15 protein-coding genes are annotated in these 16858 nt (G+C 34.4%); 5 read left to right on the plus strand and 10 right to left on the minus strand.

Annotated features, from left to right (window positions below; all coding sequences use genetic code 11):
- Positions 1–11: 11 nt before the first annotated feature.
- Complete coding sequence (locus EKL96_RS05670; protein WP_126459389.1) at positions 12–539, minus strand: KdsC family phosphatase; 528 nt, start codon at positions 537–539, stop codon at positions 12–14.
- Positions 523–1296, minus strand: coding sequence for a Rossmann-like and DUF2520 domain-containing protein (locus EKL96_RS05675; protein ID WP_126459392.1), 774 nt, complete (start codon positions 1294–1296; stop codon positions 523–525). The genes EKL96_RS05670 and EKL96_RS05675 overlap by 17 nt, the downstream gene beginning before the upstream one ends.
- Positions 1297–1495: 199 nt before the next feature.
- On the opposite strand from EKL96_RS05675, the gene ccsA reads away from it, so the two are divergent.
- Positions 1496–4696, plus strand: coding sequence for a cytochrome c biogenesis protein CcsA (gene ccsA / locus EKL96_RS05680; protein ID WP_126459395.1), 3201 nt, complete (start codon positions 1496–1498; stop codon positions 4694–4696).
- A 604-nt stretch (positions 4697–5300) separates the two neighbouring features.
- On the opposite strand, the gene EKL96_RS05685 is transcribed toward ccsA, so the two are convergent.
- The 3 genes from EKL96_RS05685 to EKL96_RS05695 all read right to left on the minus strand — a co-directional run bounded on the left by EKL96_RS05685 (position 5301) and on the right by EKL96_RS05695 (position 7700).
- On the minus strand, positions 5301–6134 hold the full coding sequence (locus tag EKL96_RS05685; RefSeq protein ID WP_126459398.1) for a flagellar motor protein MotB: 834 nt from the start codon (positions 6132–6134) through the stop codon (positions 5301–5303).
- A gap of 52 nt (positions 6135–6186) precedes the next feature.
- Complete coding sequence (locus tag EKL96_RS05690) at positions 6187–7188, minus strand: glycosyltransferase family 2 protein (protein WP_126451519.1); 1002 nt, start codon at positions 7186–7188, stop codon at positions 6187–6189.
- A gap of 65 nt (positions 7189–7253) precedes the next feature.
- Positions 7254–7700: a type I restriction enzyme HsdR N-terminal domain-containing protein gene (locus EKL96_RS05695; protein WP_126459401.1), complete on the minus strand. Its 447-nt coding sequence runs from the start codon at positions 7698–7700 to the stop codon at positions 7254–7256.
- Between the two features lie 93 nt (positions 7701–7793).
- On the opposite strand from EKL96_RS05695, the gene holA reads away from it, so the two are divergent.
- The 3 genes from holA (at position 7794) to ettA (ending at position 10812) form a co-directional block, all read left to right on the plus strand.
- A complete protein-coding gene (gene holA, locus EKL96_RS05700; protein ID WP_126459404.1) occupies positions 7794–8798 on the plus strand; it encodes a DNA polymerase III subunit delta in 1005 nt (334 codons plus the stop codon).
- Between the two features lie 65 nt (positions 8799–8863).
- Entirely contained in the window at positions 8864–9046 is a 183-nt protein-coding gene (locus EKL96_RS05705; RefSeq protein WP_126459407.1) for a CAL67264 family membrane protein, read from the plus strand.
- Between the two features lie 71 nt (positions 9047–9117).
- A complete protein-coding gene (ettA, locus tag EKL96_RS05710) occupies positions 9118–10812 on the plus strand; it encodes an energy-dependent translational throttle protein EttA (protein ID WP_126459410.1) in 1695 nt (564 codons plus the stop codon).
- A gap of 267 nt (positions 10813–11079) precedes the next feature.
- Here the strand turns inward: ettA and EKL96_RS05715 are convergent, their stop codons facing one another.
- Both EKL96_RS05715 and EKL96_RS05720 read right to left on the minus strand, forming a co-directional pair.
- Entirely contained in the window at positions 11080–11496 is a 417-nt protein-coding gene (locus tag EKL96_RS05715) for a thiol-disulfide oxidoreductase DCC family protein (protein WP_126459413.1), read from the minus strand.
- 87 nt (positions 11497–11583) lie between these two features.
- Entirely contained in the window at positions 11584–13749 is a 2166-nt protein-coding gene (locus EKL96_RS05720; protein ID WP_126459416.1) for an endonuclease MutS2, read from the minus strand.
- A 113-nt stretch (positions 13750–13862) separates the two neighbouring features.
- On the opposite strand from EKL96_RS05720, the gene EKL96_RS05725 reads away from it, so the two are divergent.
- On the plus strand, positions 13863–14531 hold the full coding sequence (locus EKL96_RS05725) for a uracil-DNA glycosylase (RefSeq protein ID WP_126459419.1): 669 nt from the start codon (positions 13863–13865) through the stop codon (positions 14529–14531).
- A gap of 147 nt (positions 14532–14678) precedes the next feature.
- Here EKL96_RS05725 and EKL96_RS05730 read toward each other — a convergent pair whose 3' ends face one another.
- The 3 genes from EKL96_RS05730 to EKL96_RS05740 all read right to left on the minus strand — a co-directional run bounded on the left by EKL96_RS05730 (position 14679) and on the right by EKL96_RS05740 (position 16857).
- A complete protein-coding gene (locus tag EKL96_RS05730; RefSeq protein WP_126451527.1) occupies positions 14679–15053 on the minus strand; it encodes a DUF4258 domain-containing protein in 375 nt (124 codons plus the stop codon).
- Positions 15054–15089: 36 nt separating this feature from the next.
- Positions 15090–16289 carry an alanine dehydrogenase gene (locus EKL96_RS05735; protein ID WP_197037185.1) on the minus strand — a complete coding sequence of 400 codons (1200 nt, stop codon included), beginning with the start codon at positions 16287–16289 and terminating at the stop codon, positions 15090–15092.
- Between the two features lie 94 nt (positions 16290–16383).
- Complete coding sequence (locus tag EKL96_RS05740; RefSeq protein ID WP_126459422.1) at positions 16384–16857, minus strand: GNAT family N-acetyltransferase; 474 nt, start codon at positions 16855–16857, stop codon at positions 16384–16386.
- Position 16858 lies beyond the last annotated feature (1 nt).

The raw sequence follows: 16858 nt of genomic DNA on the forward strand, positions 1-16858 counted from the left end.
TTAAAATAATACTAATCATGCTTCCCGTCAAAATGTGCCATCCATTTCCCTTGTGCTTTCATGACTTGCTCGATGACATCTCTGGCCGCTCCTTTTCCTCCGTTTTTATGCGAAATATAACGGGAAATAGCTTTGATTTCCGGGCTAGCATCTTGGGGACAAGTGGGTAATGTGACTAACTGCATCACATGATAATCAGGAATATCATCGCCCATGTATAACACGTTTTCAGGTTTAATGTTGTAAAGTTCCACATATTCTTTAAAAGTTTCTACTTTGTCCGGCGTACCTAAATAGATGTCTGTAACCCCCAGATTTCGTAGTCTGACTCGAACCCCTTCATTGCTTCCGCCGGAAATAACACATACATTAAACCCGCTTTCTATAGCTGCTTTCATAGCGTATCCATCTCTAATATTCATGGTGCGCAATATTTCTCCTTCATTAGTTACAAAAACAGAGCTGTCAGTTAGTACCCCATCGACATCAAAAATAAAAGTAGTGATCTCGTTCATTATTTCTTTATAACTTTTTGCCATTCTCTTGTATTGATTGTGTTAGTATTTTATAAATAGTCAGATGATTTTCATTTGATAAAAAAGCTTCGTGGGCTTCAATCGTTGAAGTGTCATTGCGTTTTGCAGGACCCGTTTGTGCCTCTTGCGGCGAAAGTACCATTATTTTTCGAACTGTTTCTGCAATTAAAGGTCTTAAGATTTCAAATGGAACCTGATGTTCCTGGCAGATTTCCTGACCTATTTGGTACAAATGATTGGTAAAATTGTTCACAAATACGGCCACCACATGCAAGGCTTTTCGTTGCTCAGAGTTGATTGCATAAACGGTTCCTGAAATTGATTTGGCCACTTTATCCAATAATTCATAATCAATCCCATTTTCGCTTTCTAAACAAATAGGAATGATATTGAAATCGACCGCTTTGTTTTTGGTAAACGTTTGCAAAGGATAAAAAACGCCTCTTCGATTATTTTCGTCTAATGCATGCAAAGAAACACTCCCGGAAGTATGCACCACTAAGCGATTCTTGAAAGCTAGATTAGAGGAAACTTCAGCAATAGCATCATCAGAAACTGAAATGATATACATGTCGGCTTCAACTAAAGTATTGAAATTATTAGTGACTTTTTCCAAGTCTATTAGATGGGAAACACTTTTTATTTGTCTCGAATATACCTGAACCAATTCTATTTCTGTCCCTGGTCTATGAGGATTTTGAAATGCCGCAATTAAATGCTGTGCCACATTTCCGGAGCCAATAATAACTACTTTGATCATGGGGTAAAATTAGCAAAAAAAATATGAAGTGTATTATTCAATTTTCAGGAAGGTTACAAATAAAAACCAGCCTAAAAAAAAGTTCTTTAGCCTTCTTGAAAAAGACTTAATTTTAGTTTAAATTAACAAATGTAGGAATATAGAAGTCAACATTTTTAAGTACTTTTGTACCACTTTTATAAAACATAATCCCATAAAAATGGATAAAAAAATATTTTCTTTTTTGTTTTCTACACGATTAATGGCCTTTCTGTTTATTTCATATGCCGTTGCCATGGCCACAGGAACTTTTATCGAAAGTAAGTACAATACGGATACGGCAAAAATTTTAATTTATAATGCGTGGTGGTTTGAGGCTATTCACGTATTTTTTGTGATTAATTTCATCGGGAATATTAAGCGGTATCAACTCTTGAAGAAAGAAAAATGGGCTACTTTATTGTTGCATTTGTCTTTTATTCTTATCATTCTTGGTGCTTTTGTAACGCGATACATCAGTTATGAAGGAATGATGCCAATTCGTGAAGGGGCTGCTGAAAATCAGATATTTTCTGATAAAACCTACCTGACACTTTTTGTGGATGGCGAATTTAAAGGAGAAATGAAACGCCGGGTTTTTGAAAAACAGGTACTGCTTTCTCCTGCCACTAGTAATAATTTTAGCATTTCCGGTACTTTTGCTGATACCCCATTTGAAGTGGAATATGAAAATTTTATAATGGGAGCTAAAGAATATGTCAAACCTGATCCAAAAGGAATTTTGTATTTGAAATTAGTCGAAGCAGGAGATGGTAGTCGTCATGAACATTTCTTGAAAGAGGGCGAAGTACAAAATATTCATAATGTTTTATTTTCGCTAAATAAATTTACGGATGGTGCCATAAATATCAATACTACAGGAAACGCGTATACAATTCAAACACCTTTTGAAGGAGATTTTATGCGAATGGCAGATAAACTAAAAGGAAAAGTGACTAAGGATAGCGCGCAACCATTGATGATGCGTTCGTTATACACAATAGGTGAAATGCGATTTGTGCTCCCGGATCCTGCTGTAAAAGGAATTATCGATTATGAATCGAATAATGATTTTAAAGCTAAAAATCATGAAGATGCACTAACAGTAAAAATAACGGCTGACGGACAAGAAAAAACAGTAACCGTTTTAGGCTCCAAAGGTAAATTAGGAGATGTAAATTCAGTGAAAATTGGGAATATAGAGTACTCGGTTTTTTATGGAAGTAAGGCGTATGTTTTGCCTTTTAAAATTAAACTGAATGACTTTATTGCACAAAAATATCCAGGAACAGAGAAAAGTTATTCTTCATTTGAAAGTCAGGTTACTGTTGAGGATAAAGAACCTTTTGATGCCAGAATATATATGAACAATGTTTTGGATTATAAAGGATATCGCTTTTTTCAATCCGGTTTTGATCCTGATGAAAAAGGAACCATATTGTCTGTAAATCACGATTTTTGGGGAACAGCAATCACTTATGGTGGTTATTTCATGCTATATTTTGCCATGATGTCCATTATGTTTACTAAGTATTCTCGTTTTGCAGATATTAAGAGAAAATTAGAAGTGGTAAAAATTAAGAAAGCCAAATTGCTGACTATTTTAATCCTGCTATTTAGTTTCAACAGTTTTGCACAAGAACACGACCATGCGGATCACGAGGGACATGACCATGAACAAACCCAAACCGCACCAGAGACCCATTCCAATCATACTAAAAAGGTCTTCAGTCAGAATGAATTACAGGCGCTAATTACAAAATTTAAAGTTCCTGCTGAACATGCCTCAAAATTTGGACGATTGGTCATTCAGGATGCTGGTGGACGAATGAAACCTATCAATACTTTTTCTTCAGAATTGTTGCGAAAAGTAAGTCATGATGATACTTATAAAGGAATGAATTCAGATCAGGTATTTTTGTCTATGACACAATATGCGAGTTACTGGATTGAAATCCCTATTATTTATATCAAAAGCGGGAATGATAGTATTCGTAAAATTATAGGAATTGATAAGGAAGCTAAATTTGCTCCTTTCGTATCTTTCTTTGATGCAAAAGGAAATTACAAGCTTTCAAAATATTTAGAAGAAGCTTTTAAAGTTGCAAATCCTAACCAGTTCGAAAAAGATTTTATCGAAACGGATAAGAAAGTAAATCTGATGGAATCAGCTTTGAGCGGACGAATTTTAAAAATTTTCCCAATACCGGAGGATAAAAACAACAAATGGGTTTCTTATTTAGAGCTCAATGAAGCCGGTTTCAAAGGAATGGAAGCCACGTACACTAAAAATGTATTGCCTTTATATTTTGGATCTTTGGCAAGCGCTGCAGCATCCAATAATTATGCAGCATCCGATGAATTACTGGGGAGTATCAATGGTTTCCAAAAACGTTTTGGCAGCAAAGTGATGCCAAGCGAAGAAAAAATAACTTCGGAAGTATTGTATAACAAATATGATGTATTCAAAAAACTGCCGTATTTGTATATTTTCTCCTCTGTTTTGATGTTGTTCTTCACGATTTTACAAATCTTCAAAGAAAGAAAAGCATTAAATTATTTAGTCAATTTCATGCACATTGTCGTGATTGGATTATTTGCATTACACACCTTTGGTTTAATCGCCAGATGGTATATTTCTGGTCATGCACCATGGAGTAATGCGTATGAATCTATTATTTATGTAGCCTGGGCAACTATGTTTTTTGGTTTGGCTTTCGATAGAAAATCAAAGCTTACTGTGGCATCATCTGCCTTTGTAACCGCTATGATTTTAGCGGCAGCTTACATGAACTGGATTGACCCGGAAATTGCAAATTTACAACCGGTGCTGAACTCCTATTGGTTAATGATTCATGTGGCGGTAATTGTGGCCAGTTATGGACCGTTTGCGTTAGGAATGATTTTGGGGACGGTTTCATTATTGCTGATTTTGTTTACCAATGAAAAAAACAAAGCCAAAATGGATTTGAATATTCAAGAGATCACTTACATCAATGAATTAGCCTTAACGATAGGTTTGATAATGTTGACTATTGGAAACTTCCTTGGAGGACAATGGGCCAATGAAAGCTGGGGACGATACTGGGGCTGGGATCCAAAAGAAACTTGGGCATTAATCAGTATTATGGTCTATGCTTTTGTAATTCATGCCCGATTTGTTCCATCACTACGCGGGAAATGGGTATTCAATTTAATGAGTATGTTTGCTTTTATATCTATATTATTCACCTATTACGGTGTGAATTTTCATCTGGTAGGATTGCATTCCTATGCGAGTGGAGAAGCCCATTCCTTAAACTGGATTTGGTATTCACTGGCAGTAATAACATTATTTGGTGCTGTTTCCTATCCAAAATACAAGAAATATTATAAGAAATAAGTTGGATTATTTTCCAATAACAAATAGACTGTCTCAATATAAAAATGAGCCAGTCTCTTTTGATTGTATTTCTAAAAGAGAAAACCTACTAGTTCCTAAAATCGATTTCACTCTCGAGAAGATGAAGTTGTAAAAAAAGTAAAAAGCAGCTCATGGAGTTGCTTTTTTGCATAAACAACCAAAACGGCTTGCATACAGGACAAAATGTATGGATATAATGGTTGTGTCTGTCGTGTTGGAAGGGGATGGTGTCGTGAATAAAGTATTTGATTGGAAATAAGAAAAGCATGCATTATAAGTCGCTTTGAGTTGGTCATTTAGCATGTGATTTTCCTTCTTATGCATAAAATCAGCATAGGTAGTTGGGTATGGAATAGGAGTTTATTTCTCCCGGAATAAATTTTGTTCTTCGTATTCTATGGTTTGATAGTAGTTTGATGAGATGCCTTAAAAGTGGTTTTTTTGAACCGCCATGCAATTATATTAATACAACCTAAAAATAGGTAAATCAATTAAATAAAAAAAGTCCATTTGTCATTTTTTTATATAAAAAAAGAGGCTGTCTTTTTGAGACAGCCTCTATAATTTCAATTTAAATATGAAATTATGGTCTTTGTTTTTTCATTTCTTTTTCAATCATTTCGTAGAATTGATCAATTTTTGGTAAAACAACAATACGAGTTCTTCTGTTACGAGATCTGTTTTCAGCCGAATCATTTGCAACTAAAGGAATATATGAACTTCTTCCTGCCGCTATTAATTGCTCTGGTTTAACACCCAATTGATTCGTTAAAACACGAATAATAGAAGTAGAACGTTTCACACTTAAATCCCAGTTGTCAAGTATCACACCGGAACCATTGTAAGGAACATTATCAGTATGTCCTTCAACCATACATTCAAAATCGGGTTTATCATTGACCACTTTGGCAACTTTAGCCAAAACCATTTTGGCTCTATCAGTCACTTCATAACTTCCGCTTTTAAACAATAGTTTGTCAGCTATAGAGATAAATACAACTCCTTTTTCTACATTTATTTCGATATCCGGATCAGAGATTCCTACTGAACTTTTTAAACTAGTAACTAACGCAAGTGTTACACTGTCTTTTTTAGTTAAAGCATCTTGCATTCTACTAATTTTCAAATCTTTCTCTTTGATAGATTCTAACGCTTTTTCAATATTTTCAGCTCCTTTAGTAGACAGAATAGTCATGTCTCTAGAAGTACTGATTAAACCTTGATTTTGGTCTTTCAAACCACTCACGGTAGCAATAAGACCCGCTTTTTCTTCTAAGCAAGAATTTAATTTTACAGTTGCTGTATTTAATAAATCCTGAGTTTCTTTGTTTCTAGCTTCTAAATCAGTGTATTTCTTTTTTGATACACATGAGGATAGTACAGCTAAAACAGATAAGGCAATTACTATTTTTTTCATAAATTGTTTAGTTTTAGTTTTAATGTTAATTACAAATTTAACTTTTTTATATTTATTTTATTCCAAATAAATCGTTAAAAACAACGATATTCCTGATAAAATAAATGTAAACGATACTTTTTGTAGTATAGTATTTTTGTTTTTGAAATTTTGCTCTTTTTTTGCATTGTGATGAAAATAGGCTGTAAAAGGACCCGTGGGCTTTTAGTATTGCGAAAAAATGTTTGAACTTTCCTTTGAAAATAAATTGTAAACCTGCAATTCCGTCTAACACCATTCGGATTAAAAGTATCCAAAATAATTGATTTTTTGGGATATTTTTGGTTAGCATTAACAATGAATTTCTAAAGTTCAAAAAAGTTTTTTTGGAATTCCCTTGTTGCAAAGTAGCCCCGCCAACATGGTAAACAACGGACTCATAATTGTATTTTATTTTATACCCTTTGTTGAAGGCACGCCAACATAAATCAATCTCTTCTTGATGTGCAAAAAAATCGCCGTCAAAGCCATTTAATTCCTTATAAACAGAACTCCGGATAAAAAAACAAGCTCCGGAAGCCCAAAATATTTCTCGGTTGTCATCATACTGACCACAGTCTTTTTCTACGGTGTCAAAAATTCGTCCTCGACAATACGGATATCCAAATTTATCAATGAATCCACCGGCAGCACCAGCGTATTCAAAATATTCTTTGCGTTTGAAATCTAATATTTTAGGCTGAATAATGGCAGTTTCAGGTTCTTTTCTAAAAGTTTTAAGTATCGGTTGCAACCAATTTTCAGTCACTTCAATGTCAGAATTCACCAAGGCAAATAGTGTAGCATCTATGTGTTTTAAGGCTTCATTGTAGCCACTGGCAAAACCCAGATTGCTTTCGTTTTTAACAATTTTAACCAAAGGAAAAAAAGCTTTTATATAAGAAATCGAATCATCTGTAGAGGCATTGTCAGCCACATAAATGGTAGCTTCCGGTGAATATTTAACCACAGACGGCAAAAATTTTTCTAATAATAAAATTCCATTCCAATTCAGGATGACAACAGCTACTTTCATTCAGATTTTTAGATTTTCAGATTTTTCGACATTTTAGACCATTACAATCTAAGAAGTTTAATATTCTAACTATTATAATTTGGTAGATTCTCTAGAAAAGCATATCTCTCGTTTTCAAAATCCATTTGGCAAAAGTAATGATTCAATCCATTGGTCACCATTAAAAATTCAGACTTTAGTGTCATATTATATCTTGCAATTTGGTCGAAAGTCGCTTGGGTAATTTTTACTTCAGGCGCTTTGCATTCGATTAAAATAAAAATAGAACCATCCGGATTAAAAACTACAACATCGTATCTTTTGCGCAAGCCATTGACTTTAAGTACTTTTTCGACATTAATCAATGATTTTGGGTATTTTTTTTCTTCCAATAAAAATTGAACTACATGCTGGCGAACCCATTCTTCGGGAGTAAGAATGATGAATTTTTTCCTGATTGCATCAAAAATAGAAACTTTATTTTCGCTATTTTTGAACCGAAAAGTATAGGAAGAAAAATTTAATTGCTGCATGAAGCAAAAATAGTTATTTTGTTTAAAATTTAAGGTGTAAAGTTTCATACGATTCAACAAACTTTAAACTTTAAACTTCAAACAAAAAAGAAAATGGATGAAGTATTAAAAATTGTAAATGATATAAAAAACGGAACCATCAGGCCCCTCTATTTTTTGATGGGAGAAGAGCCATATTATATTGATAAATTAGCGACTTATATTGAGGATAAAATATTAACAGAAGAAGAAAAAGGATTCAATCAGACCGTTTTATACGGAAGGGATGTTACGATAGAAGATATTATCTCGACCGCAAAACGCTATCCAATGATGGCGGAACGACAGGTGGTAATTGTCAAAGAAGCACAGGATTTGATTCGCACGATAGACAAACTGGAGAGCTACGCTGAGAATCCAATGGCAACAACCGTTTTAGTTTTTTGTTACAAATACAAAACGCTAGACAAACGTAAAAAACTAACCAAGTTATTGACTAAAAATGGAGTGGTTTATGAAAGTAAAAAACTGTATGAAAACCAAGTTGGGGACTGGATTAAACGTGTTTTAGCAGGTAAAAAGTATGCTATAGAGCCTAAAGCCAGTGCCATGCTAGTGGAATTTCTAGGAACGGATCTAAGTAAAATAAACAATGAACTCGAAAAATTACAAATTATTTTACCAGCGGGAAGTACCATAACTCCTAAACATATTGAGGAAAATATAGGGTTTAGCAAAGATTTTAATGTATTTGAATTGCGAAAAGCAATTGGCGAACGCAACCAATTAAAGGCGTATACGATTGCTGAAAACTTTGCCCAGAATCCAAAAGATAATCCAATGGTGGTGACTACCAGTTTGGTTTTTGGATTTTTTATCCAATTACTAAAATACCATGGTTTGAAAGACAGAAATCCTAAAAATGTAGCTGCCGTATTAAGCGTGAATCCGTTTTTTTTGAAAGAATATGATGTGGCTTTGAAAAACTATCCCATGAAAAAAGTGAGTCAGATTGTTGGTGCTTTAAGAGATATTGATGTCAAAAGCAAGGGTGTTGGCGCCAATGCAATGTCGCATTCTGATTTGTTACGAGAAATGCTTTATAAAATATTTAATTAAAGGACAAAAATTTCCGATATTTGCACTCCCGAAACTTCGGGTTATTAAAAATAAATACCACAATTATGGGAATGAATAAAAATACTATTTTAGGTTGGGCTACTTTGATAATGATTGTAATGGGTTTATTGCTTATCGCATTAGGCGCTTTTAAATATGATGACGTAGCAGGCTGGGGATTTGCAGCTGTAGGTGTTGGCTTTTTGGCTAATGCTTGGGTGTTTAGTTCACTTAAAGGCAGACTTTAGTAGTTATTCTTAATGTAGATATGAGACTTAAGAGCAAATAGATAATATAATTTTAAATTAAAAAAATAGAGATGGCAGACGATAAAAAAGTGATATTCTCAATGTCAAAATTGAGTAAAACCTATCAAGGAGCAGATAAACCAGTACTTAAAAACATCTATTTGAGTTTCTTTTATGGAGCTAAGATTGGTATTTTGGGTTTAAATGGTTCCGGAAAATCTTCTTTATTAAAAATTATTGCCGGTGTTGATAAAAACTACCAAGGAGATGTAGTGTTTGCACCGGGTTATACGGTAGGGTATTTAGAACAAGAACCTATTTTAGATGATACTAAAACGGTTATTGAAATTGTAAGAGAAGGAGTTGCTGAAACAATGGCAGTTTTAGAAGAATTCAATAAAATCAATGATAGTTTTGGTTTGCCGGAAGTCTATGAAAATGCCGATAAAATGGAGCAATTGATGGATCGTCAAGCACTTTTACAAGACAAAATTGATGCATTGGGAGCGTGGGAAATCGATACTAAACTGGAAATTGCCATGGATGCTTTGCGTACTCCGGAAGGCGATACGCCAATTAAGAATTTATCTGGTGGTGAGCGTCGTCGTGTCGCTTTATGTCGCTTGTTGTTGCAACAACCTGATGTATTGCTTTTGGATGAGCCTACGAATCACTTGGATGCCGAAAGTGTACTTTGGTTAGAACAACATTTAGCACAATATGCCGGAACTGTAATTGCAGTAACGCACGATAGATACTTCTTGGATAATGTGGCCGGTTGGATTCTGGAATTGGACAGAGGGGAAGGAATTCCTTGGAAAGGGAACTATTCTTCTTGGTTAGACCAAAAATCAAGCCGTATGGCATTAGAAGAAAAAGTAGCTTCAAAACGCAGAAAAAACTTAGAACGCGAGTTGGATTGGGTTCGTCAAGGTGCCAAAGGGCGTCAAACAAAACAAAAAGCGCGTTTGCAGAACTACGATAAATTACTGAATGAAGATCAAAAACAATTAGATGAAAATCTGGAAATTTATATTCCAAATGGACCACGTTTAGGGACGAATGTAATTGAAGCCAAAAATGTTGCTAAAGCTTATGGAGATAAATTATTGTATGATAATTTAAATTTTACGTTGCCACAAGCAGGAATTGTTGGGATTATCGGACCCAATGGGGCTGGTAAATCAACTATCTTCAAAATGATAATGGGCGAAGAGAAGCCAGATGCAGGGGAATTTTTAATTGGGGATACCGTAAAAATTGCTTACGTAGATCAAGCGCACTCCAATATAGATCCTAATAAATCGATTTGGGAAAACTTTGCTGACGGTCAGGAATTGATAATGATGGGCGGAAAACAAGTAAATTCAAGAGCATATTTGTCACGATTTAATTTTGGTGGTGGAGAACAAAATAAGAAAGTTTCTATGCTTTCCGGTGGAGAACGTAACCGTTTGCATCTAGCAATGACTTTGAAAGAAGAAGGAAACGTACTTTTGCTGGATGAGCCTACGAATGATTTGGACATCAATACACTTCGTGCATTAGAAGAAGGTTTGGAGAGTTTTGCCGGTTGTGCGGTTGTTATTTCTCACGACAGATGGTTCTTAGATAGGATTTGTACACACATTCTAGCTTTTGAAGGAAACTCTGAAGTGTATTGTTTTGAAGGTGGCTTCTCTGAATATGAAGAAAATAAAAAGAAACGTTTGGGTGGTGATTTAACACCAAAACGATTGAAATACAGAAAGTTAATTAGAAGTTAGTCTTTCTGAAATTTGTTAATAACAGCAAGAGGATGACTAATAGACATCCTCTTTTTTTGTTCTGTAATTTTTGTTCTGTCGGAATTCATCATAATGAAAACTGCTAAAAAATTTCTACGTTGACTAAACCAAATTTGACAACCATTATAAAAGTTCCGTTATCCCAAGAAAAAAGTGTAGTGTCTTTCTTGATCCATTTATTTTAAGTTGGTTCAAATTCAGGCTTCTCATAAAATAAAAGGCATGATAATTATTATAATTGGTCTTTTAGTCTAAAAACTTAGCCTCTAACTCTTTTGTGGGAATCATACAACTTTCCTTTTTTCCAAACCATTTGTATCGATTTACAGCGATATAATCATAAAAGAAATTGTTGAACGATGTGGGGAATATCGAAAATATAGTGGTTAAATAAAATAGCCCACCTAAGTTTTTAGCTATTGCTAAAGCAGCTTCTGATTTATAATAATAAGCAAAACCAGGCTGATACAGAATAATACTATCTGTTTTTTGTGTATTAACTCCCAAATGTTTGATGATTTTTTGACCCAAATCAGATTGTAAGGCGACAAATCGGAAAATATCTTTAGTATCATGCTTAATAATCACTTGCACCGCCGAATCACACAGATTACAAACGCCGTCAAAGAGAATTATTTTTTTGTCTTTAGGAATATTGAGCATAATTTAAATTTTATAATTCAACTAGATTGAAATTTCTGCTTCATCAAAATGATGAAATACGTGATGAGACTGCAAACTGAATACTGGTTACTTCTTCCCCGCTTCAACAAACTCCAGCGCTTCCAAACTGACTTTTGAAGTAAATACGCCGTAGTTCACTGTTACTTTGTTTTTTTCAATAGAATCGATGGTTCCTACTGCTTTTCCATCAAGCATTCGCACGCGATCGCCTACTTTTAAGGTTGGTTTTGGTTTTTCAACCACGATTTTTAATTTCTTTTCTTTCTTTTCTTTTCTTATTTCCTCCACTTGAACCGTAACTTCTTGAATGACTTCTTTTTTCTTTTCTATCAGTGCTTTAGTTTCTTTAACAGTTACTTTTTTGCGTTTTGAATTTTCTATTTCAATAATTTTAAGAAATTCACCAAGCAATTCTTTCTTATTTTTATTATTGAAATATTTCTCTGAAATGTCTTCAATTTTTTGTCCAATGTAAATCGTTTTCTGATTGCTGTCGTATAATTCCTGATAGCTTTCTAGTTTTTGTTTGATTTTCACATTGATAGTCTCCATTTTCTTGCCTTCTTCACGCGCTTTTGTTTCTTCTTCTTTGAGGGTTTGCGATGTTTTTTCCATCTTTGAACGCTCTTTTTGAAGTGTGGCAATCGTTTTATCAAAGCGTACTTTTCCAACTTCAATTTTCTTTTTGGCCCGATTGATTAAGCTGAAAGGAATTCCGTTTTTCAGAGCGACTTCAAAGGTAAATGAACTTCCGGCTTGACCTAATGCCAATTTATACATAGGCTCTAATGATTTTTCATCAAAAAGCATGTTGGCATTGGTAGCAAAAGGCAATTCGTTAGCCAGAATTTTTAGATTTGAATAATGAGTGGTAATAATCCCAAAAGCTTCCCGATGGTAGAACTCTTCTAAGAAAATTTCGGCTAAAGCACCTCCCAATTCAGGATCTGAACCCGTACCAAATTCATCAATAAGAAACATAGTTTTTCTATTACACTTCTTCAGGAAATAGTTCATGTTCTTTAATCGGTAACTGTATGTACTTAATTGATTTTCAATAGATTGATTGTCTCCGATATCTGTTAAAATTCTATCAAATAAAAATGTTTCACTGCGTTCATGAACGGGAATTAACATACCGGATTGTAGCATCAGTTGCAATAATCCAACGGTTTTCAAGGAGATAGTTTTTCCTCCTGCGTTGGGTCCGGAAATTACAATAATTCTACTTTCCTGACTGAGTTCAATAGTTTGCGGGTGTGTAATTTCGTTTTTCTGTTTATTATTCAAATATAAAATAGGATGGTACGCATCTCTAAAATAAACACGACGTTCCTCAGTAATTGTTGGCAAAATTCCGTTGATTTTATTAGCATAATTTGCCTTTGCGGCAATTACATCAATATCACTCAAGAAATCCTGATATTCAATCAATAACTGTAAAAAAGGACGAATATAATTAGATAACTGTTTTAAAATTCGGGTGATTTCTTCTTTTTCTTCATATTCTAAATTACTCAATTCACGAGAATATTGTAAGGTAGCTTCCGGTTCAATATAAGCAATACTTCCAGTCTTGGAACTGCCCAGAATGGATCCTTTTACTTTGCGACGGTACATGGCTAAAACGGCCAAAACACGTCTGTTTTGTACAAAACTTTCTTTTATATCGTCTAAATATCCTAATGAGTTGTATTGTGTCAGTGCTGTGCCAAAACTTTGATTCACTTTCCCGCGAACCGCATTCATGTTCCTACGGATATTCAATAAATCCGGGGATGCATTGTCTTTTATTTCACCATATTTGTCAACTACTTCATCGACCATCGTGATAATTTCTTTAGTCAGTTCAACTTGGTTTGCTCTTGCGTTTAAATTTGGATAATAATCTTCGAATTTTCTCAAAAAACTCAATAGGAAATTTACCGTTGATGAAATGGTAGCGATTTTTCTAAAACTGCCCACTTCCAAGAAACTGTCTTCAATGGCCAGAAATTTTATCTCATACGTGATGGCATCAAAACCATGATTTGGAATGGCATTGTTATTTTGGAAAGACGAAACATATTCCGATGTTTGCATTAATGCCTGTACCAACGTTTCCTTGTCTTTAAATGGAGTGATTTCTAATGCTTTTTGTTTTCCAATGTCAGTATTACAAATGGTCGAAATGGTTTCGAGAACAGTTGGAAATTGTAAATCTTGTAATGTTTTTTCGGTGATGGATATCATTTTATAATCTAAGTTGTAAAGGTTCAAAGTTACAAAGATTCAAAGTGAAATGCATTAATTTTTTTAGCGTACTTTGCGAAAAACTTTGCGAACTTTACGGCAAAATAAATTACATGCAAATTAACCTCAATCCCTCTTGGAAAACCATTTTATCAGACGAAATCAAGAAATCCTATTTTCAGGAATTAATGGGAACTGTTGATGAGGAATATAAAAATCATACTTGTTATCCTCCCAAAGAATTGATTTTTGCAGCGTTTAATTATTGCAGTTTCAAAGATGTAAAGATTGTTATCATTGGTCAAGATCCGTATCATGGTAAAGGCGAAGCGAATGGTTTGAGTTTCTCTGTGAATGACGGCATCCGAATTCCGCCGTCGTTACGCAATATTTTTCGCGAAATGAGTGATGATTTAGGGACTATTTTTATGCCTGCTGCCGGTAATTTAGAAGCTTGGGCAAAGCAAGGTGTTTTATTGTTGAATGCCTCGCTGACCGTGAGAGAAGACAGCCCAAATAGCCATAAACACTTGAAATGGAATGTTTTTACGGATGCAGTTATCCAAAAAATTTCGGGAAAAAAAGAGCATGTTGTTTTCTTACTTTGGGGAAATTTCGCCCATAAAAAAGGACTTAAAATCGACCGAAATAAACATTTGGTTTTTGAATCCGGACATCCTTCGCCTATGAGTGCAAATCAGGGAAAATGGTTCGGGAATAAACATTTTAGTAAAACAAATTCTTATTTGAAAAGAAATGGTTTAGAGCCAATAGAATGGTAGTAGTCTTTTAAACTATTCTTAAATTATATTTTTCTGAACCATTAAGAAATTAAGGATTTAAAACTTAATTTTCTAAATTTTTTAATGGTTTAAAAGATTTTAATGGTACTGGTTTTAGAATTTGTTTTTGTTTGAATAAAAGAGTAATTATTTTTTTATTATATCTTCCAGAACGGCTCTGTCAGCATAATTAATTACTTTCAAAGTAACTTCTTGGTTTTTGATTGTTTTACCTTCTATAAGGTAGAGTTTTCCTTTCTTAAGATCAATATTACTTTGGTCAAAATCAACATCTCCAAATTGTAATGTATTTTTTATATCGGCAGTATCAATCCATTTTTCAGCTAAAATAAGAGAAGCTTTATCGGAATAATAAAAGGGTTTGTTTCTTAAATCATTTAGTACTCTTGCGTTTGGAAAATAATTGCAGCGGGTGTCTTTGCCGCTGAAAACTAACGCTACAAAAAACAGCCCTATAACTAAACCTACAAGATAATAGGCAAAACGATGTATAAACTTCATGAATTATATTTTTGGCAAAGGTAGCAGAAAGTTTTCTTAAAAAACAATTAAATTAATGTCGTTATTGGGTAAGTCAAACCAGTCACTAATAGCATTGTTTGTGAGGATTCCGTGGTACATATAGACGCCATTTTTTAACCCTTTATCACAACGTATAGCACTCTCAATACCACCATCCTCAGCAATTTTCATTAGGTAAGGCGATATTATATTACTTATGGAAAGCGAAGCGGTTTTAGAATAGCGGGACGGAATATTGGGTACGCAATAATGCAATACATTGTTTTTGATAAACGTTGGTTTTTCATGGGATGTCACTTCTGAAGTTTCAAAACATCCTCCGGTATCAATGCTTACATCTACGATTACGGCTCCAATTTTCATGTGTTCTACCATGGTTTCTGTCACTATAACGGGACAACGATCTTTACCTCGCATGGCGCCAATGGCGACATCACACCTTCTCAATGCTTTTAGCAAAGCTTTTGGTTGTATGGTAGAAGTAAAGATTCGTTGGTTCAGATTATTCTGCAAACGACGTAGTTTGGTGATAGAATTATCAAAAACTTTGACATTGGCTCCTAATCCTATAGCGGTTTTGGCAGCAAATTCCCCCACCGTTCCTGCACCTAGAATGACCACATCAGTAGGAGGGACTCCGGTAATGTTACCGAATAATAGTCCTTTTCCAAATTCATTAGTAATCATCAATTCGGCAGCAATTAGGATAGAAGCAGTTCCTGCTATCTCGCTCAGGGATTTTACTGCAGGATAGGTTCCGTCTTCGTCTTTGATGTATTCAAAAGCCAATGCGGTAATTTTCTTTTTGGTTAAAGCCTCAAAATAGTTTTTTTTACGCGTTTTTAATTGGATGGCTGACAACAGAATGGTTTGCGGATTCATCATTTCAATTTCGGTAAGTGTGGCAGGTTCCACCTTCAAAATCATAGGACAACTGAATACTTTTTTGGTGTCATTTGTGATTTCGGCACCTGCATCACTATATTCTTTGTCGGTATAACTCGAACTCAATCCCGCACCCGCTTCAATCATTACGCGATGTCCGTGATACGTAATTGAAGTAACAGCATCTGGTGTAAGACAAATCCGGCGTTCCTGATAACTCGTTTCCTTGGGAATACCAATAAAAAGTTCACTTTTTTGTCTTGCAATTTCCAGTTTTTCCTCCTGAGGTAAAAGCTGTTGTTTTGTGAATGGTGTTATAGTTATTGACATTGATGTTGTTAAATTAAGGGTACAATTTACGTAAAAAGTTTTATAAACGATACGAATTCAATCTTGATAAATTCGTTTATAAGACAACTAAATCTCAGTGAATGATTCTTTCCATTTTTATATCGGCTCGCTCATAAACGCCATCTTCTAACGGTACTTCTGCGAAACCGAATTTTTTATACAAATGAATAGCCGATAGTAATTTCCGGTTCGAATATAAAATCAGTTTCTCCATTCCTTTTGTTTCGGCAACAGCAAGGCAATGCAGCATTAATTTTTTGCCAACTCCCAGTCCTTGTGCGCTAACAGTAACAGCCATTTTACTCAGTTCAAAAGTGACATTATCAATTTTCATTAAGGAAACTGTTCCTACTATGGTATTCTTGTATTTTGCATAAAAAATCATTCCGCCTTTGTCAATTATCTGACCTTGCGGATCCGAAAGTATTTTTTCATCTTTGGGTTCAACCCAAAAATGTTTTTGTAACCATTCCAGATTTAATGTTTTTATCGCTTCTTTGAAAGCAGGGGCAAATGGTATTATTTCAACGGTATTATCTACACTCATA

The organism is Flavobacterium sp. LS1R10 (genome assembly GCF_003968825.1).
GTDB lineage: Bacteria > Bacteroidota > Bacteroidia > Flavobacteriales > Flavobacteriaceae > Flavobacterium.

Coding starts and splice junctions, on each gene's coding strand:
- EKL96_RS05670 (WP_126459389.1), bottom strand. CDS start 539: ATGGCAAAAAGTTATAAAGAAATAATGAACGAGATCACTACTTTTATT.
- EKL96_RS05675 (WP_126459392.1), bottom strand. CDS start 1,296: ATGATCAAAGTAGTTATTATTGGCTCCGGAAATGTGGCACAGCATTTA.
- ccsA (WP_126459395.1), top strand. CDS start 1,496: ATGGATAAAAAAATATTTTCTTTTTTGTTTTCTACACGATTAATGGCC.
- EKL96_RS05685 (WP_126459398.1), bottom strand. CDS start 6,134: ATGAAAAAAATAGTAATTGCCTTATCTGTTTTAGCTGTACTATCCTCA.
- EKL96_RS05690 (WP_126451519.1), bottom strand. CDS start 7,188: ATGAAAGTAGCTGTTGTCATCCTGAATTGGAATGGAATTTTATTATTA.
- EKL96_RS05695 (WP_126459401.1), bottom strand. CDS start 7,700: ATGCAGCAATTAAATTTTTCTTCCTATACTTTTCGGTTCAAAAATAGC.
- holA (WP_126459404.1), top strand. CDS start 7,794: ATGGATGAAGTATTAAAAATTGTAAATGATATAAAAAACGGAACCATC.
- EKL96_RS05705 (WP_126459407.1), top strand. CDS start 8,864: ATGGGAATGAATAAAAATACTATTTTAGGTTGGGCTACTTTGATAATG.
- ettA (WP_126459410.1), top strand. CDS start 9,118: ATGGCAGACGATAAAAAAGTGATATTCTCAATGTCAAAATTGAGTAAA.
- EKL96_RS05715 (WP_126459413.1), bottom strand. CDS start 11,496: ATGCTCAATATTCCTAAAGACAAAAAAATAATTCTCTTTGACGGCGTT.
- EKL96_RS05720 (WP_126459416.1), bottom strand. CDS start 13,749: ATGATATCCATCACCGAAAAAACATTACAAGATTTACAATTTCCAACT.
- EKL96_RS05725 (WP_126459419.1), top strand. CDS start 13,863: ATGCAAATTAACCTCAATCCCTCTTGGAAAACCATTTTATCAGACGAA.
- EKL96_RS05730 (WP_126451527.1), bottom strand. CDS start 15,053: ATGAAGTTTATACATCGTTTTGCCTATTATCTTGTAGGTTTAGTTATA.
- EKL96_RS05735 (WP_197037185.1), bottom strand. CDS start 16,289: ATGTCAATAACTATAACACCATTCACAAAACAACAGCTTTTACCTCAG.
- EKL96_RS05740 (WP_126459422.1), bottom strand. CDS start 16,857: ATGAGTGTAGATAATACCGTTGAAATAATACCATTTGCCCCTGCTTTC.